This window comes from Allobosea sp. P1_A7, from assembly GCF_056406775.1.
The window spans coordinates 1-22,608 of record NZ_JBFTZN010000073.1; the positions used below are offsets into that span (position 1 = coordinate 1).

Below are 22,608 nucleotides of genomic sequence, written 5' to 3' on the forward strand. Positions count from 1 at the left end.
CCCTCGCCCTGCTACAGAAGCCGCTGGAGAACTATCGCGCGGCCAAGCCCAACCTCGTCTCGCGCATGACCTTCGTCAAAGCACCGGCGCCGGAACTGCCCGGCAAGATCAAGGCGATGCAGGAGGCCAATCGCGTCGATATAGACCTTGTCATCGGCGGCCTCGACGCACTCGCCGCGGGTATTGAGCAGAAACTTTGGGTGACGTTGCTGCCCGAGCATGCCGCCTCACTCCCCGACCCAGCCAAAGTTCTGATGAAGCCGGCGCTCGACATGCACAACCTCGGTTCCGGCCAGGGCATGTGCATGGTCTACTATCCCTCCGGTCCGCTGCTTGAGTACATGCCGGCACGCGTTAAGGCCGTGCCGACCACGGCGGACGAACTGCTTGCCTACACCAAGCAGAACCCGAACCGTTTTCTCTATGCTCGACCGGCCAATTCTGGCCCGGGCCGCACCTTTATCATGGGCCTGCCCTATCTGCTCGGCGACAAGGACCCGAAGGATCCGGCCAATGGCTGGGACAAAACCTGGACCTATCTGAAGGAGCTCGGCAACGGCATTGAGTACTATCCGACGGGCACTGCCGCGACCATGAAAGAGTTCGGCGACGGCTCGCGCGACATTATCATCTCCACCACCGGATGGGACATCAACCCGCGCGTCCTCGGTATCGTGCCGAAGGAAGCGAAGATCCAGGCGCTCAAGGGCTTCCATTGGGTCTCGGATGCCCAGTATATGTACATCCCGAAAGGCGTCTCGAGCGAGAAGCTCGCCGTCTTGCTCGACCTGATCAGCTTCGCACTGACGCCGCAGCAGCAGGCGTTCACCTATGATGAAGGCTACTTCTATCCGGGGCCGGCCGTGAAGGATGTGCCGCTCTCGATGGCGCCGCCAGAGAGCCAGAAGGCGATCGAGGAATTCGGGCGCCCCGAATACGCCGACCTGATCGCCAACAACCCGATCGAGGTGCCGCTGACGCCGGACAAGATGGTCCTCGCGTTTCGGCGTTGGGACGAGGAAATCGGCGCCAAACGGACGAAATAGGCAGGGAGCACGGTGGCGCGCCCTTCCTCCGCGCCACCAGGCCGCCGTTCTGCTTGCTGCTTGCGGCCTAACCCAGAGCACTGCGACCTGGGGTCGTCCGCCGACCGTAATTGCGTCGCCGAAGGTCAGCTACCCGGCTCCCGCGGTCAGGAGCGGAGTAGCCGGCCGCCGGCTTGAGATGCTATTTCTGTTCGGGGCCGCCGATTTGCAGCCAATCATGCCAAGTGAGCTCGGCAAGTCGTTGGCAAGGAGTTAAGCCGCGGCCCCGTTCTTAATGAGTTCCTTGGCGATAATAGTTCGTTGAATCTGGTTAGTACCTTCGTATATCTGGGTAATTTTGGCGTCGCGATAGAGCCGCTCAACTTCAAACCCGCGGATATACCCGGCGCCCCCGAAAATCTGGACGGCATTGGCCGTCTGCGCCACTGCCATATCGCTTGCAAAGCACTTCGCGATTGACGCGGCAGCGGTCGCGGGTCTGGCGTGGTCTATCAGCAATGCGGCTCTCTCTGTCAGGGCACGGGCGGCTGCTATGTCTTTGGCCATGTCCGCCAGCATCCATTGCAGTCCCTGATTGTCGAGGATCGGCTTGCCGAACTGACGGCGGTCTCGCGCGTAGCCCAGAGCCGCTTCCAGCCCGGCCTGCGCAATGCCGGTCGCGAGCGCAGCGATGCCGACGCGGCCCTTCTCCAGTACACTCATCATGATGTGGAAGCCGCGCCCCGTCGGGCCGAGCAGCGCCTCGCGCGGCACCACGACGCCGTCGAAGTTGAGTGCGCCGACCTGGCTGGCGCGCTGGCCCATCTTGTGCTCCTTCGGCCCGCGCGAGACACCCGATGCATGGAGATCGACTAAGAAGATGCTCATGCCGCGATGGCCCGCGGCAGGGTCGGTCGAGGCTAGGACGAAGCCGAGATCTGCGACCGGCGCGTTGTGGATCCATAGCTTGTTGCCATCGATGACGTAGCCGGCGGCGGTCTCGCGTGCGGTGGTGCGGACATTAGAGAGGTCGGAGCCGGCCTCCGCCTCGGTCAGGCAGTAAGCGATGCGGGTCTTCGCGGAAATGATGTCCGGCAGGAGCTTCACCTGCTCGGGCGTGCCGTAGCGGGTGAGCAGAGTGCCGATCAGCTCGACGACGCCGCACTGGTCAGCGATCGAGGCATAACCGCGCGACAACTCCTCCATCACTATTGCATAGGCGAACGTGTCGAGGCCGGAGCCGCCATGCTCCTCCGACACGGTGATACCGAACAGGCCGATCTCGCCCATCAGGCGGTAGATCTCGGCCGGAAAGGTTTCGTCACGGTCAAGATCGGCAGCGGCGGGCCTGACGACATCTTCCGCGAAGCGCCGGGCGGTTTCGCGAATTTGTTCGTAGATCTCGGTGTCAAGCAATGGAGCGTGCATGGTACGGCCCTTTCCTCAGGCGACGCCGTTAAGGGCGCACAGATGCTCCATGCGGCGTGCGGCAAGCTCCGGCTCGACGAAGAGCCCGGACTGGTCGGCGAGGCGGAAGAGATCCGCATAGTGCAGGATGCCGCGGGCGGATTCGGCGCCGCCGACCATCCGAAAATGTTTCTGGAAGCCATTCAGCCAGGCGAGGAAAACCACCCCGCATTTGTAATGCTGTGTCGGGGCCTCGAAGAGCCGGCGAGAGAGCGCGACTGTCGGGTCGAGGATAGCGTGGAAGCCGGCTCTGTCACCAGCTTCCAACCTGGCGAAGGCGGCTGCCGCAGCCGGCGCAATCGGATCGAAGATGCCAAGCAGCCCGTGCGAGAAGCCCTGCTCATCGCCGGCGATCAGCTCGGCATAATTGAAGTCGTCGCCGGTATACATGACGACGCCTTCGGGCAGGAGGCGCCGCATCTCGATCTCCTTGCCGGCGTCGAGCAGCGAGACCTTGATGCCGTCGATCTTGGCCGCGTGCTCGCGGATCAAGGTTAGCACCGTCTCCATGGATTGCCGGAAGTCGCGGCTGCCCCAGTAGCCTTCGAGCGCGGGGTCGAACATCTCGCCGAGCCAGTGCAGGATCACCTTGCCGCGGCACTGGCCGATCAGACGGCTGTAGACCGCGAGGTAATCGTCTGGGCTTTTCGCGACGCGGCAGAGCGCGCGGCTCGCCATCAGGATAATCTTGCCACCGTGCTTCTCGACATGGGCGATCTGTTCCTCATAGGCGCGTAACACGTCGTCGAGGCTGCGCGCCGTGTGCGGATCCAGTTGGTCGGTGCCGGCGCCGCAGGCGAGATCGGCGCCGGGCGTCGCCTTGGCTTCAGCGAGAACGCAGGTGATCAGCTCAGCCGCATTCGGCCAATCCAGCCCCATGCCGCGCTGGGATGTGTCCATCGCCTCCGCAACCTTGAAGCCGAGGCCCCAAAGATGGTGGCGGAAAGCCAGAGTGGCGTCCCAGTCCACCGCCGCGACGCGCCAGGGCTCCTGCAGCTTCAGCGGGTCGGCCACGACATGGGCTGCCGCATAGACGGTGCGAACCCCGTTTGCGGAAGCGGTGCGGGGATAAGGGGAGGGTGCCGCCAACGGGTAGCGCTCGCTGCTGCCGTCCGCACGGGGCAGGGAAATTTCAGCCATCGCTTCCTCCGGGAGTGCGGTTTAGTGGAACGTTCCATTTCATGAACGCCTCAATAACCTTATATAGATGCATAAAATCATTTGAAAGAGGGTGATTGCCTCACTCGCGCAAGTATGATAATGGAACGTTCCATAATAAGAAGTGACGCAGACGGTTCAGGGATGAAACGATGCCGAAGTCGAAAAGCGGCAAGCGAAAGGTGACGATCATCGAGATCGCGGACGCCGCCGGCGTCTCGAAATCGACGGTCTCGCTCGTCCTGACCGGGCGCGGCACCGTCAAGCGCGAGACTCGGCAGCAGGTTCTGCAGACGATGGACCAGCTGGGCTATGTCTACAACCGCGGCGCTGCCAACCTCCGAAATGCGCAATCCCGCATCGTGGGCCTGGTCCTCAACGACCTCTCGAACCCATTCTTCGCCGAATTTGCGATCGGCGTCGAAAAGGTCCTGCAGATGGCAGGTTATGTCGCCTTCATGGCCAACACAGCCGAGAGCGTGGTGCGTCAGGACCAGGTGATGCGGATGATGCGCGAGCATGGTGCTGGCGGCATCATCCTTTGTCCGGCGCTGGACACGCGGTCTGAGCATCTCGATTGGGTCAAAGCAGCTGATACTGCGCTCGTGGTGGCGATCCGGCGCCTTCCGGGCGCCGAGGTAAGCCACGTCGTGCCGGAAAACGTCGCCGGGGCCAGCCGGATCACCCGCCATCTCATCAATCTTGACCATGAGCGCATCGCGTATCTCGGCGGCATGCATTCGATGGTCGTCCGACAGGAGCGGCACGGCGGCTTTCTCGCGGCTATGGAGGCGGCCGGCCGCAAAGTTGATCCAACGCTCAACCTCGAAAGCATGCCGACACGCGACGGGGGCTTCGGCGCAATGAGCGCAGTACTATCGCTAAATGATCGGCCTACAGCGGTGGTCTGCTACAACGATGTCGTCGCAATCGGCGCGATGCTCGCAGCGGCGCGGCACGGTCTCGTTGTCGGGCGCGACATCGCGATCGTCGGTTTCGACGACACCAGCGAGGCGCGTCATGTCTCGCCAGCACTGACCACCGTCGCTGTTGATCCCGTCGGGCTCGGCGAGCGCGCCGCTGCGCTGCTGCTGAAGCAGATCGCCGATCCAGCCGCGGAATCGGAGAGCTACATAGGCCCCGCCAACCTCGTCATCCGAGAATCCTGTGGCGCCTATCAGCGCGCGCTGGCCGCCGCCGGCTGACAATTCACATCCAGAGACAAAACCATGGCCTTTCCTCGCATTCTCTCCGCTGACGAAGCCGCGGCCCTAATCCCGGACGAGGCGATTGTCACTGTCTCCTCGTCGTCCGGTCTGGGTTGTCCCGACGCCGTGCTGGCGGCAATCGGCCGACGCTTCGACGCCTGCGGCCATCCGCGCAATCTCACGACCCTGCATCCGATCGCAGCCGGCGACATGTGGGGCATCAAGGGCATCGACCATCTGGCGAAGTCGGGCCTACTGGCGCGGATTATGGGTGGCTCCTATCCGTCCGGCCCGTCCTCGGCCGAGCCACCGGAAATCTGGAAGATGGTCACAGGCGACCAGATACCGGCCTACAACATCCCGAGCGGCATACTGTTCGACATGCATCGCGAGGCCGCCGCCAAGCGGCCGGGCGTGCTGACCAAGATCGGCATGGACACTTTCGTCGATCCTAGGCATCAGGGCTGCGCCATGAATGCGCGCGCCGCGGCCGAGCCGATCGTCAGCCGCGTCGATTTCGATGGCGACGACTGGCTTTATTTCCGGAGCATCGTACCTCAGGTCGCGATCATCCGCGCCACGACCGCCGACGAACGCGGCAACCTCTCCTACGAGCATGAGGGAGGCCTGCTCGGCCCGCTCGATCAAGCGCTGGCGGTTCGCAACAATGGCGGCATTGTCATTGCACAAGTGAAGCGCGTGGTCGCCGCCGGCAGCCTTAAGACGCAAGCCGTCTTCGTGCCCGGCATTTTGGTCGACGCAATCGTTGTCGCGCCCGAGCAGATGCAGACGACGCAGACGGCCTATGATCCGGCGATCTCGGGCGAGGTGTCGCGGCCGCTGTCGAGCTTCGAGACGCCGGCCTTCGACGTCGCCAAGGTCATCGCGCGGCGCGTGGCGCAGGAACTGCGCCATGGCGATGCGGTCAATATCGGCTTCGGCATCTCAGCAAACGTCCCGCGCATCCTGATCGAGGAGGGGCAGCATGGCGCGGTGACTTGGGTGATCGAGCAGGGCGCCGTCGGCGGCGTGCCGTTGCTCGAGTTCCAGTTTGGCTGCGCTTCCAATGCGGAGGCGATCGTGCCGTCGCCCTACCAGTTCACCTACTTCCAGGGGGCGGGCTTCGACATGTCGCTGCTCTCCTTCCTGCAGATCGACCGGCAGGGCTGTGTCAACGTCTCCAAGCTCGGGGTCAGGCCGCATGTCACGGCCGGCGCAGGCGGCTTCATCGACATTACCGCCCGGGCCAAGCGCATCGTCTTCTCCGGCTATTTTAGCGCCGCGGCCAAGCTCGCGATCGCCGATGGCAAGCTGGTTATCGAGAAGGAGGGGAGGGTGAAGAAGCTCGTCGAGGCCGTCGAGCACATCTCCTTCTCAGGGCCGCGCGCAGTCGCACAGGGGCAGGAGGTGACCTACATCACGGAACGCTGTGTTATGAGGCTGACGCCGGAGGGGATCGTCATCACGGAGATCGCGCCCGGCGTCGATCTGGAGCGTGACATCCTCGCCCAGAGCGAGTTTCCGCTTCTGGTGCCGCGGCCGCCAAAGCTGATGGATGGGGCCTTGTTCGACGAGGCCTTGATCGGCCTTGAAGTTCCAATGAGGGCAGCATGAGCGACCCCGTCCGCCTCGACATCGCCTCCGGCATCGCGACGATCACGCTCGCCAGGCCAGAAAAGCTCAATGCGCTCGACGACGTCATGGTTGGACTGCTCGGCAGCTTCGCCGACAGGATCGATGCCAATCGAACGGTGCGCGCGGTGATCCTTACGGGTGAAGGCAAGGCCTTTTGCGCCGGCGGCGACATTGTCGCCTGGGGCGGGCTTTCCGCACTGGAGATGGGGCAGGGCTGGGTGCGTTCTGGCCACCGTGTCTTCRACAAGCTCGCGCGGATGAAACCGCCGGTTATCGCCGCCATGAACGGCCACGCGCTCGGCGGCGGGCTGGAGCTCGCCGTTACCGCTGATATCCGCATCTGTGAAGCTCAGGCCAAGATTGGCCTGCCCGAGAGCGGCCTCGGTATGATTCCGGGCTGGTCAGGCACCCAACGCCTGGTCAAGCGCCTGGGCGGGCGTGTCGCGCGTCGCCTTGCCCTGACGGGCGAGGTCGTCACCGCCGAGACAGCGCTTGCTCTCGGCATCGTCGATCAGGTCGTGGAGAAGGGTGGGGCGCTCGCGGTCGCGACAGCGATGGCCGAGCGCGTCGCCGCCCGTGGTCCGGTCGCGAACATCATCGTCAAGCAGTTGATCAACGCCGCGGAAGACGAGGACCGGGCAGCGATCATGGAGACGCTGGCGAGCTCGCTCGTCTCCTATACTGACGACGTCAAGGAAGGTGTCGCCGCCTTCCAGGAAAAGCGCACACCGCTCTACCGAGGGGAATAAGATGACCCGCCCCGTCGCACTAATTACCGGCGCAAGGCGCGGCATCGGCTGCGCGATCRGTGTCGCGCTCGCCAGGGCAGGCCATGACATCGCCTTCACCGACGTTGTCGAGGACGAGGCGGTCGGCCTGGCGCTGAAGCTCTTCGAGGAGGCCGGCGCCGCGGCGCGGTTCTTCAAGCATGACGTCGCCGCAGTCGAAAGCCATGCTGCCCTAAACGCGGATGTGAAGCGGGCTTTCGGCCGGCTCGATCTCTTTGTCTCGAATGCCGGGATCGGCGCGCCGGTTCGCGGTGACATGCTGGAGATTACGCCGGAAAGCTTCGACGTCGTCATGGATGTCAACCTGCGCGGCGCCGCCTTCTTGAGCCAGGAAGTCGCCAAGGCGATGCTCGCGGACAAGGCAGAGCGGCCGGTGATCGTCTTCATCACGTCGGCCAGCACGGAGCTGGTTTCGATCGACCGGGCGCAATATTGCGTCTCGAAGCTCGGTCTCTCGATGTGGGCGAAGGCGCTCGCGGTCAGGCTCGCGCCCGAAGGCATCCCGGTCTTCGAGGTCCGACCGGGCGTGATCCGCACCGACATGACCGCGAAGGTCGCGGCCAAATACGATGCCCGTATCGCGGACGGCATGATACCAGCCGGGCGCTGGGGCGAGGGCGAGGACGTGGCGCGTTGCGTGGTCGGTCTGGCGAGCGGCAATTTCGCCTACGCGACGGGCACAGTGATCAATGCTGATGGTGGATTGATGATCCCGCGTCTGTAATTGGCGCAATGGTTGTAAGACAAAGAGCCGATATCGAACCGGCCGGTGAGGGCATAGGAGGAGACGGATGGCTGGACGCTTGGTCACCCGCCGCATCGGGTGTTTTGCATGAGCTATGAATTCGATTTCGCCGACGTCTTCGCGGCGTGGCCAGAGTTACTGCAGGGACTGATCAACACGCTCGTGCTCTCGGCACTTGCAATGGCGATCGGCATGGTCGTTTCGGTCGCGGGGGCGCTCGGCAAGACTTCGGGTCCGCGATGGCTACGCTGGCTCATCGACGAATATATCGAGCTGATCCGGAATACGCCGTTCCTGATTCAGATCTTCATGATCTATTTCGGTCTGCCTACGCTCGGCATCAAACTCTCATCGAACGAGGCGGCGCTCATCGCGCTCGTCGTCAATGTCGGCGCCTACGGCATCGAGATTATCCGCGCTGGCATCGAGAGCATTCACAAGGGCCAGGTCGAGGCCGGCAAGTCGCTCGGCATGCGGCCGCTGCAAATCTTTCGCTACATCGTCCTCAAGCCGGCGATCCAGGCGGTCTATCCCTCGCTGACCAGCCAGTTCATCCTGCTGATGCTAAATTCGAGCGTCTGCTCCGCGATCGCGGCGAGCGAGCTCACGGCGGTCGCGGGCGATATCCAGTCGCGCACCTTCCGCAGCTTCGAGGTCTATTTCGTTGTGACCTGCATCTATTTCGGCCTGTCGCTGTTCTTCTGGAGCGCCTTCGCCGGAATCGAGCGCACCCTCCTGCGCAAGCCAACCCGGTAGGTTTCAGACGATGCGCACACTCGGACCTAACGAGATCCTCTACATCATCGCCGCGGTGCGCTGGACGCTGCTGCTCTCGGTCGTTGCCTTTGTCGGCGGCGCGATTGGCGGCGCCCTTGTCGCGCTCGCTCGAACTAGTGAGTTCAAATGGCTCAGGCTGGTCGCGAACGGCTATATCAAGGTCTTCCAGGGCACGCCGCTGTTGATGCAGCTCTTCCTCGCGTTCTTCGTGCCCGGTCTGTTTGGCTGGTCAGTCGATCCCTGGACCGCAGCCGCAATCGGCCTGTCGCTGCATGCCAGCGCCTTCCTGGGCGAGATTTGGCGCGGCGCTATTGAGGTCGTGCCGCGCGGGCAATGGGAGGCGGCGACCTCACTCGGTCTGCGCTACTGGCCGAAGATGGCGCTGGTCGTCGTGCCACAAGCGGTCAGAATCTCCATTCCGCCAACGATCGGCTTCCTCGTTCAGCTGATTAAGGGCACTTCGCTCGCCTCGATCATCGGCTTCGTCGAACTGACGCGGGCGGCGCAGGTGATTAACAACGCCACCTTCCGGCCCTTTACCATCTTCGCGCTCGTCGCGTTGATCTACTACCTGATCTGCCGGCCGCTATCGGCCTACAGCAAGCGAATGGAGCAAAAGCTCCTGGTCGCCGCGCGCGAAGCGCGGCGACGGTAGGCCTACCAAGTCCACCCGAGGAGAAACGTCCCATGTCACTGTTCAAGTCCATCCTGCGCCGCAGCCTCGGCGCGCTGCTTCTCGCCGGCGTCGCCGCCGCAACTCTCGGAGCCGCCCCGGCGAGCGCAGCCACGCCCGAGGAGATCAAGGCGCGCGGCAAGCTGCTGGTTGGCGTACTGACCGACTACCCGCCTTTCGGCGGCACCGACGCCCAGCAGCAGCCGGCCGGATACGACGCCGACGTCGCCAAGCTGATGGCCAAGGCGCTTGGCGTGCAGCTCGAACTCGTCCCGGTCACCGGGCCAAACCGCATACCCTATCTGCTGACCAACAAAATTGACGTGCTGATTGCCACGTTCGGCATCACCGCTGAGCGCTCAAAGCAGGTGCTGTTCTCCAATCCCTACAGCACGCTCACCATTTACGTACTGGGCCCCAAGAGCCTGAACATCAAGACTCCGGAGGACCTGAAGCCGGTGACGATCAGCGTCGCGCGCGCCTCGACGCAGGACACGGCCATTAGCGCGATCGCGCCGCAGGGCACGCCGCTCAAGCGCTTCGACGACGATGCCACGGCGCTGCAGGCCCTGATCTCGGGTCAGGTCCAGGCCATGGGCGCGAGTAACACCATCCTCGCGCAACTCAACAAGGACTATCCACAGCTCAACATGGAGCCGAAGCTGACCCTGCGCGAGCAGGCCAATGGCATGGCCTTTCGCAAGGCCGACACTGCGCTCGCCGAGTTCGCCAACAAATTCATCGCCGATATCGAGAAGAACGGCGAACTCAGCGCCATCAACCAGCGCTGGTTCGGCATTCCGTTGAACAAGCTTCCGCCGATGCCGACCTTCTGAGAACCTGCCCAAACGCGTGACATGGCGCGTCCGGTCTCGGGTCGGGCGCGCCAAATTCTCTGGTCAAAACGAGATGAAGCTCATGACGATGCCCGCAACAGAGAAGACCGGCGCGTCCCGCACCGCGGGCGACGTTATGATCGAGATGCGCAAGGTCGACAAATTCTATGGCGACTTCCAGGTTCTGCGGAACATCGACCTGACGGTCAACCGCGGCGAGCGCATCGTCATTTGTGGACCCTCGGGCTCTGGCAAGTCGACCCTGATCCGCTGTCTCAACCAGCTCGAGGAACACCAGAGCGGCGAGATTATCATTGATGGCACGAGCGTACACGCGCATCTGCGCGGCATCGAGAACATCCGCCGCGAGATCGGCATGGTGTTCCAGAGCTTCAACCTGTTCGGGCATTTGACGGTGTTGGAAAATTGCACGCTAGCGCCAATGAAGGTGCGCGGGATCAGGAGGCCGGAGGCCGAGGCGAACGCTCGCATCATCTTGGAGCGCGTCCATATCCCCGAGCAGGCCGCGAAATACCCGATCCAGCTCTCGGGTGGCCAGCAACAACGCGTTGCAATCGCGCGGTCGTTATGCATGAACCCGAGGATCATGTTGTTCGACGAGCCTACTTCGGCGCTCGATCCGGAGATGGTCAGCGAGGTCCTCGACGTCATGGTAGAACTCGCCGAAAGCGGCATGACCATGATCTGCGTCACTCATGAGATGGGTTTCGCCCGCAAGGTTGCTGACCGGATAATCTTCATGGATGCAGGCGAGATCGTCGAGGTCGCGCCGCCTGCAGAATTTTTCTCAACACCTCGAAATGAACGCACGCGACAATTTCTCGGCCAGATTCTTCATTCTAATCAGCACTGACTTCCGCTGAGGGCGATCTCTCGCCTGGCAGCTTCACCTCGGGAGAGGCTCGGTGCTTGAGGGGGAGGCAACTAATGGGGAACGCGCTGGAGCCCCAGTTGCTAGATTGGGCTGGCCCGCGCTTTAAGTGGGCGATCATTATCCGTCGACAGCGCGCTTGCACTTGTAGTCTCTTGGCGTTCCAGTTCGACTACCCGTCAGCTCCGGCCACAACACGGTGCTCACATGTCCCGGACCGTCCCGCCGGGGCAGCGGCGCATCGTCCCGGAGTTGCTCATCGCTCAGCGAGCGCAGGATCTTCTTGGTTCGAGCGCGCCGTGCATATCGGTGTGCCAAGCTAGACTGGAACACCGCCTTGCTGGTCAATGGCTCGACCAGTTCGCCCGTGAAACCGTTCATTTGAGGCAAGGTTGAGAGCCTTTCCGACATCGCTCGCCTCCCAAGAATTTTTGGCGGGGGAGCGAGGCTAGGTGAACTACTGATGCCGGAACCGATGATACGGGCACCAATTGTTTGGGTGACAATCGGTCGAAGGTTCAGTGTCCATCCTGGATCGCTATCGGGGACCATGATCCGTCCGCTCTGAGATCCCCGAGTCGAGGGTTCGCGCGTTTGAGACGAAGATCGTCAACTCATCTTACGAATATCTGGCGGCTTTGGCCGAAGGAACAGCCGCCTATCGTTGCCTAGGACGTCCACCAGCGCGAGCCGACAACTGGCACTAATTATGTCAAATACGGCTCCTCCGTCTAAACGCCTGCTCGGTGCTGCGGTGCCGCTGATCGTAAAGCCGGCGTTGAAGCGGGCTCTTGTCCCCCGCGTGTGCGAAGACAGCCACGACAAACAGGGCCGTAAGCCCGATAAGGGCATAAAGCATGGCGATGACGCTCATTTCCCCAGACCCAAAGCAACATAAGCCGCGGAGCAATGATCTCGCGAGTCAAACCCACTGCCAAGCGGAAATGACCGCRTCGATAGAGCCGCGATGGAAAATAAACTGAAGTTTGGAGCCGGCAAGTATACTTATACGGCTTCGATCACAAGGCGCCAATCGGGGACTGATAAGGCCTCGTGAAGCACTGCTCTGAGCACCGTGTTACGATAACAGCGGCATCGGAAGCTGAAGCCCTTCGATCAAGGCATTGCGGAACACTTCAATCGGCCGCGCGAGCCTGCCTGCCGGGGGGCGGTGCAGCAACCAAGCGCGCACTTGCGGCTTGAAGTTTGGGCAGTCGATGACCTCAAGTCCCTCGCGCCAGCGGCCGTCGGCGAAGGCGGCCGGGGTGACTATGCCGATGCCGTGGCCGCGCGCCACCAGCGACATTCTGAGATCGACACTGAGAGCCTCCACCCCAACTTGGAAAGGCAGCCGCGCCGCCTCGAAGCTCTGGCGGATATAGGCACGAAAGCCACAGCCATTTTCGTTCATCACCCAGGGAAATTGCGACAGCGTGGCAAGGTCGGCTTCCCGCGGTACACCAAGGTCGGATGACGCAACCAGCAGCACTGTTTGCGCGCCGAGATCGTCGCAGATCAGTTCCTGCGGCGGCGCCAAACCCTCCGCGAGACACACCGCCACTGCGTCGAGCTCGCTGCGCGCCACCTGCTCGACCAGCCTTGGCGACCAGCCGGAGGTGATGCGTAAAGTCAGTTGCGGGAACGCGGCGCGCAGGCCATCGAGCGGCATCGCCAGCGCGGCATCGGAGAGATAGGGCATAATGCCCAGCCGGAACTCGCCCCTGACCTCGCCCTCTGGCGACACGCCGGCCTTCAAATCCTCAAGCGAACGTAGCACGCGCCGGCCATGTTCATAGGCTTCACGGCCGGAGGCTGTCGGCTTCAGCGGCTTCGACTGGCGGTCGAGCAACGCCGTTGCCAGCGCGTCCTCAAGGTTCTGGATGCGGCGGGTTACACCCGGCTGGGTAAGGTTAAGTCTCGCTGACGCACCGACGATCGAACCGGTTTCCACCACGGCGATAAAAGCTTCGAGGTCATGAATGTTCATAATAGACCCGCATAATCATTATCGAATTTATTGAATTGTAGCATGGTGACGGTTTCGCATAAAAGCAAAAAACGATATGCGGAATGTTGAGGATCGACCATGCGAGGAACGAAAGACGGACAAATGTCAACGCATTTGCCGGCCGCCACAATTACCGGCCCGCAGACTGTGCTATTTGCCACCGCTGTCGGCATCATCGTCACCAATCTGTTCGCGCCGCAGACATTAGTTGGCCTAATCGGGCCATCGTTCGGCGCCGATGCCGCAGACTTCGGCCTCGTCGCCATGGCCACCCTGCTTGGCTATGCCGCCGGCCTATTCTTCCTCGTGCCGCTCGCCGATCTCGCCGAGAATCGCGCCCTAATCCTGCGTATGTTAATCGCGGCAGCAATGGCCGCTGGTATTGCCACACTGGCGCCTACGGCAAGCGCGCTGCTGATAGTGCTGTTCGTCCTGGGCGCCGCCTGTTCCGCGATTCAGATCCTTGTGCCGATCGCCGCATCCATGGCCCCACCTGGACAGGATGGTCGCGTTATCGGCGACGTCATGAGCGGGTTGATGGTCGGCATTCTGCTGGCGCGTCCGCTGGCCAGCCTGGTCGCCGATGCTTGGGGCTGGCGAGCCTTCTATGGCCTCAGCGCTGCTTCTCTGATTCTGCTCGCCTGCGTCCTCGCTTTCAGCTTGCCGCGACGGCTCCCGGTAGCGAGAACATCCTATGGCGCGCTGATCGCCTCGCTGCTCGGCCTTTTGCGCGACGAACCGATGCTTCGACGGCGCGCCCTGACAGCGGCGCTGGTAATGGCGGCGTTCAGCTTGTTCTGGACGGCGGTGGCATTGCGCCTTGCACAGTCGCCCTTCGACCTCGGCCAGCGCGGCATTGCGCTGTTTGCGTTGGCGGGCGTCGGAGGTGCTGCAGTCACGCCGCTGTTCGGCCGCGCTGGAGATCGTGGTTTGACGCGCTCCGCCACTCTCGCCTGCCACCTCGTGCTGATCGGCGCGATGGCGCTGTCGGCGTGGGCAGGCTCCGCCGCAGCCGCGACCGCAACCGGATGGGTTCCGTTGGGACTAATGGTCGTCAGCGCCGTGCTGCTCGACATCGGCGTAACCGGCGACCAAACGCTGGGCCGCCGCGCCATCAACCTACTACAGCCCAAGGCGCGCGGACGCTTAAATGGGCTGTTCGTGGGCATTTTCTTCATCGGTGGCGCCACCGGATCGATGCTGGCCGGCATCGCTTGGGCCTGGAATGGTTGGCCAGCTGTCTGCTCCGCCGGCGCTGTATTCGGCCTCGCAGCTCTGCTGGTCGACTGGATCGGCGGCCCCGAGTAAGGACTGGTCCGCTGGCCCTGCTGTCGGCCCTGGCTGCTCGGAATTGCCTGGTCACCGCACACTATGCTGGCTCGCCCCGTGATGATCCGTTATCATCCACGAGCATGCCACTCCCTGGGGCAGGCCTTCGCCAGAGTCCTTTCCCGGACCACGCTTTCGGCGCCCAAGGCCGTTTTCTGAATAGCGCGCTCGGCTGGCGCAGCGCATTCCGGCGCAGAGTGGAGACCACCAGGCAATCCCTTCAGAGAGCGACATGCCTCAGACTCGAAGCCGCGCAGAGCAGGAGGTTATCATGCTCGTTCGTGACGCYATGACCGCACATGCAGAATGGATCTCTCCGGACATCTCGCTGACCGAGGTCGCGCGCAAGATGCGCGACGCGAWAATCGGGTGCCTTCCGGTGGGAGAAAATGATCGCCTTATCGGAATGATCACGGACAGAGACCTTGCCTGCCGTGGYTGCGCCGAAGGGGCCGATCCCAACACKACAAARGCGAGAAAGGTCATGACGGCGGGCATCACCTGGTGCTTCGAGGACGATGAYGTCAGRGATGCGACGCGCCGCATGGCGGAGGAGCAGATCCATCATGTTCCGGTGATGAACAGAGAGAAACGGATGATCGGTATCCTCTCCCTGTCGGATTTGGCGCTGAGAGCGCCGATGGACCTGTTCGCTGAGGTATCGCAGCTTGTTGCACGCGACGCATCGCSTCACGCCTCGGCACCTTGGCCCACTAGCTTCCATGGGGSCTGATCGCGACGACAGTCAGGGTGAGCAGCGCGAGATCGCGCAAGCGGGCTTTCTCGCGCGAARGCGAATTGGCGCCTGCGCTCATCCTGATGATGTGGGGCGGCATCCGACTCTGCTGATCGTCGACACAGCCCRGAACGGCCTGTCGGCGATCACGAKGCTGCTTCTGTTCCTGCTTGTGGCGCTCGATATGCGCGAGGAGCGCTGTGCCAGCAGACAGCTTGAGCGGAAGCGGCACTACCACCAGCGACTGTTCAGGGCGGGGACCGCGGGGTAGGGGCGCGAAATTCACAGGTTGGCTGCCTGCCATTCGGCATGGGCGGCCGGAGCAATGTCCGCGAGGCTGCCGCCCGGCATCAAGGTCGGGGAGTCCCCCTCGGAGATGGGAAGTTGTCATGACGGAAGACATTGCCCGGAAAACCTGGACGCCATGCCGTGGCGGCATCCCGCCGCTGACGCGGGAAGAAGCAGCGGCCTATCTGCCTCAGGCTCCGGGCTGGGACCTTGCGGAGGAAGGGCACCTACTGCGCCGCAAGTTCGCATTCTCGGATTTTCGCGAGTCGCTGGATTTCATCAACAGGATCGGCCGCCTCGCCGAGGACGAGGGACATCACCCGGATATTTGTTTCGGCTGGGGCTATGCCGCTATCTCGCTGCAGACGCACAAGATCAAAGGCCTGCACGAGAACGATTTCATCATGGCGGCGAAGATCAATCTACTCGCGGGTGGGTGAGGGCTTGCGGCCCTGCCGCGTCAGTCAGCTGCGCCGCAGCCGAGGCGGCCGGTGGCACGACGGCATGTCCGTGTGCCGGCAAATCTATCGCGTCGCCGGTCCAGGGGGATGGTCGCTGGAAGACATCGACGAAACTGGCGCATCAACCGTGTGGGATGATCTCTTCGCTACTGGCCAGGACGCCCACCGTGAGTTCTGACTCACTGTGGAGAACGAAGGGACGCCGGCTTTCCTCGAACGTGGGTCCGGCATCATGCATTGAACTGAGGGAAGTCGCACTCGGACACCTTGCCATCCCTCCCTTTCGGCCGATGATGATCGTGCGGCCGAGCCGCGAGGCTCGGTGGCTGTCCGGGCTCGCTGGGCAGCCGGCCGGCTGGATCAAGCCCCCCAGCTCCCTGCCGGCCCGCGCTCTTATTTGACGGCGATCGGGATGACGATGAGCCTAGCGAGCGCCAGCACGATCGCAGCGCGCAGCCAGACAGCCTTGACGGGATTGCCCGCAAGCATGTGATGCCCCCACGCGACGAATGAACTCATACGCAGCTTCCCGCGGCTGACACATCCTTCGCGACGGAACAGCTCCATCCGAAGGACGTCATCACGAGCAGTCGCGCGGTGCTAGCCACGTTGGTTGCGCGCGGCAGCGCTCAACTCAGTCCGACACAAGCTCTCATCCGGACGCCGTTGCGAGTGTCACGACCCGCGAAAGCGGGCGCCCATCCGGCGCACAGAATCCCTCAGCGCGACCCTCAACGATCCATTGCTCGATCTGCCTGCCGACCGCTTCGCCTTCCTTCTCGCGGTTGGCGGCATAGTGGTCGCGTTGCTCTCGCTCCATTCTCTCGAGCTGTTTGAGCCATTCCGCGTAGGTGATCGTCGCCATCCAAGCCTCCCCGCCGCGACACACATTGAGGCAGTATTCGACATGCGGCTTGGTTACCCTCGTAAAGGCTCTCCTTGACGCCGAAGATTACTTTGTTCCGGGTGAGACCAGTCTTCGGACCGGCGAAGCATACTTCAAACTCGACGGCATCCAGGAATCCATCCGGCCGGTCCGCGAGAACTGTCGCTGGTGACTACAACGAGTGGATACACGAACGCCCGCCATCGTTGGCGGTATCGGCGGGGACGTAGGCTGAGCAGCTAGTCGAAGTCCATCTCTCGCCACCCGATCCCGCACGGGAATTCGCTCGAGCTAACGCAGGATTGGGAGGTCTCCAATATTTACCGCGCCGAGCTGGCTTTGAAACGTCGTCGTTCGGTCGGCACTCTGCTGTTGCGAGACCCCGGAGATCATGTGCTCACCGGWGTCATAAACCGTCCGTTTGGTTCCATCGTCGATGATCAGCCGACGGGCGGTCGGAAAGAAGGCATAACGCATGTCGTTTTGGCTTCCCGCCGTCGCTGGGAGACCAAACTCGGCGGGCCAGCCTAATTCGTTGCTCCGCGCTGGATGGCTTTTGCTTGCGGGCTTTGCCACATCCATCTCGATTTCGCCCCTCTGGAGCCCATCAGCTAGGTCGTGAAGCACTCCATCAAGCTTCCCCTTTGTCGCGGCATTGAACATGTCTCCGACCATGCTCATCCCGCCGGCGATCCATTGGGCCATCCCACCAAACTCAGGATGAGAGAATTGGGCCATCTTGCCATGACCGCGGCGAAGCGTTGCTAACGCGACCTCTACCGCGTCTATTCCCACCCCATGCTTCCGAGCGGTCCTGGCAACTAGGTCCTCAGCAAGGCCATGCTCAGTGTGTTCCTTTACGGAGAGCGCTCCGTTCCGGATTGCAGCCTCTTGTTCCGGCGAAAGAGGATTTCCGTTTCCGTCTTTCATGGCAGCACCTTGACGCCCTGGGCCAAGTTTAGCGCGCAGCCCCCACCGAAACGGATGTTACTACTCAATGTTCCTCGGAGTCATTGCCTTCTCGCGAAGCGACGCACGCGCTGCGGTTATCCGCCGGGGGCCTTGAGAATTGAGCCGGCGCGTTCATCTGATGGAACGCTGCCGGCTCTCATCACGGCGTTCCCTCCCCGCGACGCCACTCTCCTACCTGCAGCACCATGGCCGATGCCATTATCCTTTCGTCGGTATTGAAACCTCTGGCTGTTTAGGGGCCGATCCTGTGCTGTGGGCCTTCCCCCAGCAGCAGCTTGACTCGAACTCGATCCGATCAGGGTCAAGACGCGCGACTTCCGGTGACGGTGAATTTGGCCCACAGGGCCATGGCGGACATTGCATCCTTCTGGCACGCTGCCGTCGGAGGATGCCCATGGTCGCGACATCATGCCTGCGCACACTCGCCGACACGGATGAACCTGTCGCTGCCCCCTCGCACGAGGGCCTACCCCCGGCGGGGACTGTCTACGCTTTTCGAACCAGGCCCTATTCCACGCTCGCACCGGCGGAAACCGGGCGATACTCTGCGTTCAAGATCATCGGCCCCAACCAGAAACACGTAGCCATCGCCGTATTGGACGGCGTGTGGGGAGAAGTCCCGACGCTGAAGCAGGCCGAACAGGCGCAAATCCTCAAGGAACATCGATTTGCCCACAACGGACGTTTGGCCGTGTTCGGCGTAATTGCAGATTGGTGGGAACCCGCGGAACTTGATGCCGTAACTTTTCTTGGCAAAATCGACGTCCCAGCCCCTGAAGCAGTACTCGCTGCGAAGATCGCCAGTTCAGCGATCGGTACGAGGTATTCAACTCTTCGGACGATAAATTATGCTGCCGAGGGTGAATGGCGCTGGGGCAATGACCGCGGAGCTCTCTTGGGGGAGGCGAAACTCAGCGCTGCGATTCCGAGACACGGCTCTCCGTCCAACGCTGGCGCATAATCCGAAGCACCGAGGCTTCCGCCTCCAAAAAACAGATCGATTTCTTGCAGTTTTTATCTATTGTAGTCTCTAGGTCATACAATTTGCCTAGAGCCGCTGCGAGCGCCCTTAAAGCTGATCGTTTTTCTTCTTCATCTCATCCAGTTTATCGATGATTTCAATAATTCTCACCATAAGATCGTCGTGGGTTTGCGCAGATGGTTGCTGCGCAAATGCCGCGAATGGTCATGGGATCGGTTCCTGATTTGGCGTGGGGAAACGCAGCCGCCGCGGGCGATCAGCAGTCTAACGCCGGACGGAACCGCCGAGAAGGCAGGTACGTTTCATTTGCGTGCTGGCCACGCCTACGGCGGGGTCTCCGCCCGCCCTTCGAATGAGCCTCACCCCATCATCTTTATAAGCTGCAGGCTTTCGATCTCTGCCTTAAGCTTGGCGACGGCAGCCTCCCCCCGAATACTCTTGACGCCCCTCCTTTCGCGATCAAGCGCGCCCGGGATTCCGTCGAGAAGCTCCGCTCGCAGTGGTTCCGGCAACAAGGGCCCTTCCCGCTCGGTCTCGACCACGGTCGACTTCCGGTGCGACCACCGACGCCTTCGTCCGTCCGGCCAAGTGAGGAGCGCGAAGAACAGAAGCCGGACTATGCGACTGCCGGCTTCCTGAGTGTGATGTTGCCGGAGCGTCGCGGTAATCGCCTGCCCGACTACGGCTCTGGAAAAGCCACTCGTCGTCACGCGCGCTTTTTTGGGCCAAGGCGTAAGCGCCTCTCGGGGGGCTCCGTGAGTTCAAACGGCATCAGCGATTGATTCTGCTGAACGACAAGGGGGATTCGGAGAAACTCTGACCGCAGCAGCATCAAACGCGCCACAACGTCCAAAATGGCTCTATGCGCGCGGAACTACGCCGCTGCTCGATGGGTTTGCGCTAATTAATCCAGCGCGCAAGGACGGCTTCCATGGAAATTAGGATCGGCTATCGGATCGAGATCGTCACCTATCAGCCGACGCCCGCCTTGCTGCTTCTCGACCCCCACCCCAGCCGCGATGGCGACCTGGTGACGACGCCCAAGACAGCCGTCAGGTCCCTGAACGACGGCAGCAACGTGCCGACCGCCAAATATGCGGACGGGTTCGGCAACCGTCGCCGGCGCCTGGTTGTGCCCCCGGGAGGCGTCGAATTCACCAGCGACATGATCATTCGAGATTCTGGCGAGGTCGATTACGTCGACCAAAACGCGCAGGAGGTCTTCGCCGGGGACCTACCGTCCGAGGTCTTGGAATACGTGTTATCGAGCCGCTATTGCGAGGTTGACGAGCTCTCGGCAACTGCATGGAGCCTCTTTGGGAACTGCGCCCCGGGTTGGAATCGGGTCCAGCAGATCTGCAACTACGTCAATGCTCAGATTCGCTTCGACTACCAGTCAGCCCGCGGCACTCGTACGGCGGTGCAGGCCATGATGGAACGGGTCGGGGTCTGCCGTGACTTCACTCACCTGGCGGCCGCGCTGTGTCGCTGCATGAACATCCCCGCACGCTACTGCAACGGCTACCTGGGCGACATCGGCGTGCCGCGTGATCCGGCGCCAATGGATTACAACGCCTGGTTCGAGGCGTATCTCGACGGCGGCGAGTGGTTCACCTTCGATGCCCGGCACAATATGCCCCGCATCGGTCGCATCCTGGTGGGCAGGGGCCGGGACGCCGCCGACATCCCGATGATCCACACGTTCGGCCCGCACATTCTCCAACGCTTCGAGGTCATCACCGAAGAGGTGGTAGCGACCTAAGCGATGCGGCGCTTGCAAACTCTCGATCCGCAGGCCGTGATTTAGGTCGGCACATTCTCCAAAACGCTCTCGCCTAGCGTGCAGCTGGTCTATCTTTCCCGCCGGATTGGCTCGGGTGTTCACAGAGGCCAAGCAAGTCCAATTTGCCGGGCCGAAAGCGATCGATATGACCATATTCTCCGTCAGGCACATCACAAACTATCACTATGCAAAACCGGTGGGGTTCGGTGAGCACCGACTGATGTTTCGCCCCCGGGACAGTTATGACCAGAGGCTACTCAGGGCGACCCTGGTGATTGATCCGGAGCCCAGCACTATCCGCTGGATTCACGATGTCTTTGGCAATTGCGTCGCGCTCGTTCGGATTTCTCGTCCCGCTTCGGAGTTGTGCTTCGAAACCCGGATTCAGCTCGACCACACGCCGCAGGCAACGCCCGATTTCCAGATGGATGAGGAGGCGCTGACGTATCCCTTCGCCTATAGTTCGGACGAAACAGCGGATCTGGCTGGTACGACCGATCGTCACTACCTCGACGACGATGACGAAGTCGGGCGATGGGCCCAGCAATTCGTCAACGTTGGCCGGCGGACTGACACCGGGAAGCTGTTGATGACGCTATGCTATGCAATCCACGAAAGCTTTGCCTATTCGCGTCGTCTGGAGGCYGGAACCCAGCCGCCGCTTATCACGCTACGCCTACGTCGCGGCACCTGCCGCGATTTTGCATTGTTCATGATGGAGGCGGTGCGTTCCCTTGGCTTCGCGGCTCGTTTTGTCACGGGATACATTTACGTTCCCAGCCGCGACACCTCGACCACGCTCGGGGGCGGCTCTACCCATGCTTGGTGCCAAGTCTATCTCCCCGGAGCCGGATGGGTGGAGTTCGATCCAACCAACGGCATCGTCGGCAATCGGGATCTTGTCCGGGTCGCCGTTGCCCGGGACCCTCGCCAGGCGATTCCACTCACGGGAAGCTACTCCGGCCTCGCCTCGGATGCTCTCGGCATGACCGTGCAAGTCAATGTGACTAAGGAAAAGACGAATACAGAGGTCGAAGATCCAGATAAATCGGGGTAAAGCTCATCCTCTCCCAGACCGTTCCGCTTGCCACGTGTCATAGGGTGGAAAAACCAGCTGGAGATTGGCTCTACGGGGTCTCCTCACCCGGCCGACCCTGGGGAGGTCACCGGGGAGCGTCGGATGTGGCCATAGGCAACGTCAAGCACTTTGCCCTGGCGTGATTTAGCAATATTTTGGCGCGGTTCAGCATGACACCGTTGGCTGGTCTGGCATGGGGGTGCAACCACACCGCTGCGAAAAGAGCCGACGATGAGCACTAACAGCACCACCAGCTTGATCTGGGCCATGATTGCCCGCAGCAACGGCACGGTTGGCTACCGCGACGAAACCCAGCGGTACATCATCGAGGCAGCAACCGACCGYTTCTACAAAGTCACCTTTTGCAGCGATGACCATTATGAGCTGACGATTGGCCACAGGCAGTCGGTCGCTGAAGCGAAGGCGCTCTGCGAGGCTGACTATGCCGCGCGGGATGGCAACTACAATTTGGACTAAGCCGCGCGCCCAGAGTGGGCACCGTTCCCCCATGCCGAACGTTGCTTGCCATTCTTCCTCGGTCAGCAACCGGCTCATCCCGTGGCCATCATCGAGTGTGCCCGTACTCGGCCAGAGGTGCGGACACCAAGGAGCCAGCGAAGCTGCTAAGCGGCAAATCCGCTGGGATCGCTGTAGATCGGGCGAGATTTCGCCGAAGGTGAGGCCACGACGCTACAACCTGGCCTGAGCGGCGACATTGGCCTAAAGGACGGCGGGAATAGGCTGCGGATTCCGATTTTGACCGGCCACCATTCCGATAATTGATCGGCCGGGATTCCGATCATTATCCGGTCACCGTTCCGATAATTGACCGGCCACCAGCCGGGGGTATGCGCGCTCTGGGTCAGCACTCGGGCATCAGG

24 protein-coding genes are annotated in these 22,608 nt (G+C 62.0%); 16 read left to right on the forward strand and 8 right to left on the reverse strand.

Annotation, left to right across the window (positions count from 1 at the left end; translation table 11 throughout):
- The coding region (locus AC1D34_RS14840; protein WP_476824617.1) for an extracellular solute-binding protein at positions 1-1,046 on the forward strand (1,046 nt) is incomplete at its 5' end.
- A 252-nt stretch (positions 1,047-1,298) separates the two neighbouring features.
- Here the strand turns inward: AC1D34_RS14840 and AC1D34_RS14845 are convergent.
- Positions 1,299-2,453, reverse strand: coding sequence for an acyl-CoA dehydrogenase family protein (locus tag AC1D34_RS14845; RefSeq protein WP_441492606.1), 1,155 nt, complete (start codon positions 2,451-2,453; stop codon positions 1,299-1,301).
- A gap of 15 nt (positions 2,454-2,468) precedes the next feature.
- Complete coding sequence (locus tag AC1D34_RS14850; RefSeq protein ID WP_476824618.1) at positions 2,469-3,632, reverse strand: dihydrodipicolinate synthase family protein; 1,164 nt, start codon at positions 3,630-3,632, stop codon at positions 2,469-2,471.
- Positions 3,633-3,802: 170 nt separating this feature from the next.
- On the opposite strand from AC1D34_RS14850, the gene AC1D34_RS14855 reads away from it, so the two are divergent.
- The 8 genes from AC1D34_RS14855 (at position 3,803) to AC1D34_RS14890 (ending at position 11,186) form a co-directional block, all read left to right on the forward strand.
- The gene (locus AC1D34_RS14855) at positions 3,803-4,855 is read left to right on the forward strand and encodes a LacI family DNA-binding transcriptional regulator (RefSeq protein ID WP_476824619.1); all 1,053 of its coding nucleotides are present in this window, start codon (positions 3,803-3,805) and stop codon (positions 4,853-4,855) included.
- Positions 4,856-4,879: 24 nt separating this feature from the next.
- On the forward strand, positions 4,880-6,472 hold the full coding sequence (locus AC1D34_RS14860) for an acyl CoA:acetate/3-ketoacid CoA transferase (RefSeq protein ID WP_476824620.1): 1,593 nt from the start codon (positions 4,880-4,882) through the stop codon (positions 6,470-6,472).
- Positions 6,469-7,242, forward strand: coding sequence for an enoyl-CoA hydratase/isomerase family protein (locus AC1D34_RS14865; protein WP_476824621.1), 774 nt, complete (start codon positions 6,469-6,471; stop codon positions 7,240-7,242). The genes AC1D34_RS14860 and AC1D34_RS14865 overlap by 4 nt, the downstream gene beginning before the upstream one ends.
- Position 7,243: 1 nt before the next feature.
- A complete protein-coding gene (locus tag AC1D34_RS14870; protein WP_476824622.1) occupies positions 7,244-8,005 on the forward strand; it encodes a 3-ketoacyl-ACP reductase in 762 nt (253 codons plus the stop codon).
- A gap of 108 nt (positions 8,006-8,113) precedes the next feature.
- Entirely contained in the window at positions 8,114-8,782 is a 669-nt protein-coding gene (locus AC1D34_RS14875) for an amino acid ABC transporter permease (protein WP_441492612.1), read from the forward strand.
- Between the two features lie 10 nt (positions 8,783-8,792).
- The gene (locus AC1D34_RS14880) at positions 8,793-9,458 is read left to right on the forward strand and encodes an amino acid ABC transporter permease (protein WP_476824623.1); all 666 of its coding nucleotides are present in this window, start codon (positions 8,793-8,795) and stop codon (positions 9,456-9,458) included.
- 32 nt (positions 9,459-9,490) lie between these two features.
- Positions 9,491-10,312, forward strand: coding sequence for a transporter substrate-binding domain-containing protein (locus AC1D34_RS14885; RefSeq protein ID WP_441492614.1), 822 nt, complete (start codon positions 9,491-9,493; stop codon positions 10,310-10,312).
- A gap of 82 nt (positions 10,313-10,394) precedes the next feature.
- Positions 10,395-11,186 carry an amino acid ABC transporter ATP-binding protein gene (locus AC1D34_RS14890; RefSeq protein WP_441508106.1) on the forward strand — a complete coding sequence of 264 codons (792 nt, stop codon included), beginning with the start codon at positions 10,395-10,397 and terminating at the stop codon, positions 11,184-11,186.
- Between the two features lie 1,096 nt (positions 11,187-12,282).
- On the opposite strand, the gene AC1D34_RS14895 is transcribed toward AC1D34_RS14890, so the two are convergent.
- Positions 12,283-13,191 (reverse strand): LysR family transcriptional regulator, encoded by a 909-nt coding sequence (locus tag AC1D34_RS14895; protein WP_476824624.1) that lies wholly within the window; start codon positions 13,189-13,191, stop codon positions 12,283-12,285.
- 99 nt (positions 13,192-13,290) lie between these two features.
- Between AC1D34_RS14895 and AC1D34_RS14900 the strand changes: the two genes are divergently transcribed.
- The 3 genes from AC1D34_RS14900 to AC1D34_RS14910 all read left to right on the forward strand — a co-directional run bounded on the left by AC1D34_RS14900 (position 13,291) and on the right by AC1D34_RS14910 (position 16,005).
- Positions 13,291-14,520, forward strand: a complete 1,230-nt coding sequence (locus AC1D34_RS14900; RefSeq protein ID WP_441509164.1) for an MFS transporter — start codon at positions 13,291-13,293, stop codon at positions 14,518-14,520.
- Positions 14,521-14,812: 292 nt separating this feature from the next.
- Complete coding sequence (locus AC1D34_RS14905) at positions 14,813-15,274, forward strand: CBS domain-containing protein (RefSeq protein WP_476824625.1); 462 nt, start codon at positions 14,813-14,815, stop codon at positions 15,272-15,274.
- A 392-nt stretch (positions 15,275-15,666) separates the two neighbouring features.
- Positions 15,667-16,005 (forward strand): 4a-hydroxytetrahydrobiopterin dehydratase, encoded by a 339-nt coding sequence (locus tag AC1D34_RS14910; protein ID WP_441509177.1) that lies wholly within the window; start codon positions 15,667-15,669, stop codon positions 16,003-16,005.
- Positions 16,006-16,419: 414 nt separating this feature from the next.
- On the opposite strand, the gene AC1D34_RS14915 is transcribed toward AC1D34_RS14910, so the two are convergent.
- From AC1D34_RS14915 to AC1D34_RS14925, 3 genes are all read right to left on the reverse strand, one after another.
- Positions 16,420-16,545 carry a hypothetical protein gene (locus AC1D34_RS14915; RefSeq protein WP_441509178.1) on the reverse strand — a complete coding sequence of 42 codons (126 nt, stop codon included), beginning with the start codon at positions 16,543-16,545 and terminating at the stop codon, positions 16,420-16,422.
- A gap of 133 nt (positions 16,546-16,678) precedes the next feature.
- A complete protein-coding gene (locus AC1D34_RS14920) occupies positions 16,679-16,891 on the reverse strand; it encodes a hypothetical protein (protein ID WP_441509179.1) in 213 nt (70 codons plus the stop codon).
- 312 nt (positions 16,892-17,203) lie between these two features.
- Complete coding sequence (locus AC1D34_RS14925; RefSeq protein ID WP_476824626.1) at positions 17,204-17,617, reverse strand: hypothetical protein; 414 nt, start codon at positions 17,615-17,617, stop codon at positions 17,204-17,206.
- A 661-nt stretch (positions 17,618-18,278) separates the two neighbouring features.
- Here AC1D34_RS14925 and AC1D34_RS14930 point away from each other — a divergent pair.
- Positions 18,279-18,845 (forward strand): hypothetical protein, encoded by a 567-nt coding sequence (locus AC1D34_RS14930; protein WP_441508781.1) that lies wholly within the window; start codon positions 18,279-18,281, stop codon positions 18,843-18,845.
- Between the two features lie 380 nt (positions 18,846-19,225).
- Here the strand turns inward: AC1D34_RS14930 and AC1D34_RS14935 are convergent, their stop codons facing one another.
- Complete coding sequence (locus AC1D34_RS14935) at positions 19,226-19,408, reverse strand: hypothetical protein (protein WP_441508780.1); 183 nt, start codon at positions 19,406-19,408, stop codon at positions 19,226-19,228.
- A 389-nt stretch (positions 19,409-19,797) separates the two neighbouring features.
- Here AC1D34_RS14935 and AC1D34_RS14940 point away from each other — a divergent pair, with 389 nt between their 5' ends.
- The 3 genes from AC1D34_RS14940 (at position 19,798) to AC1D34_RS14950 (ending at position 22,204) form a co-directional block, all read left to right on the forward strand.
- The gene (locus AC1D34_RS14940; protein WP_441508779.1) at positions 19,798-20,628 is read left to right on the forward strand and encodes a transglutaminase-like domain-containing protein; all 831 of its coding nucleotides are present in this window, start codon (positions 19,798-19,800) and stop codon (positions 20,626-20,628) included.
- 166 nt (positions 20,629-20,794) lie between these two features.
- Positions 20,795-21,706 carry a transglutaminase family protein gene (locus tag AC1D34_RS14945; RefSeq protein WP_441508783.1) on the forward strand — a complete coding sequence of 304 codons (912 nt, stop codon included), beginning with the start codon at positions 20,795-20,797 and terminating at the stop codon, positions 21,704-21,706.
- Positions 21,707-21,958: 252 nt separating this feature from the next.
- A complete protein-coding gene (locus AC1D34_RS14950) occupies positions 21,959-22,204 on the forward strand; it encodes a hypothetical protein (protein ID WP_441508778.1) in 246 nt (81 codons plus the stop codon).
- Between the two features lie 146 nt (positions 22,205-22,350).
- Here the strand turns inward: AC1D34_RS14950 and AC1D34_RS14955 are convergent.
- Positions 22,351-22,608: hypothetical protein (locus AC1D34_RS14955; protein ID WP_476824627.1), on the reverse strand; the 258-nt coding region annotated here is incomplete at its 5' end.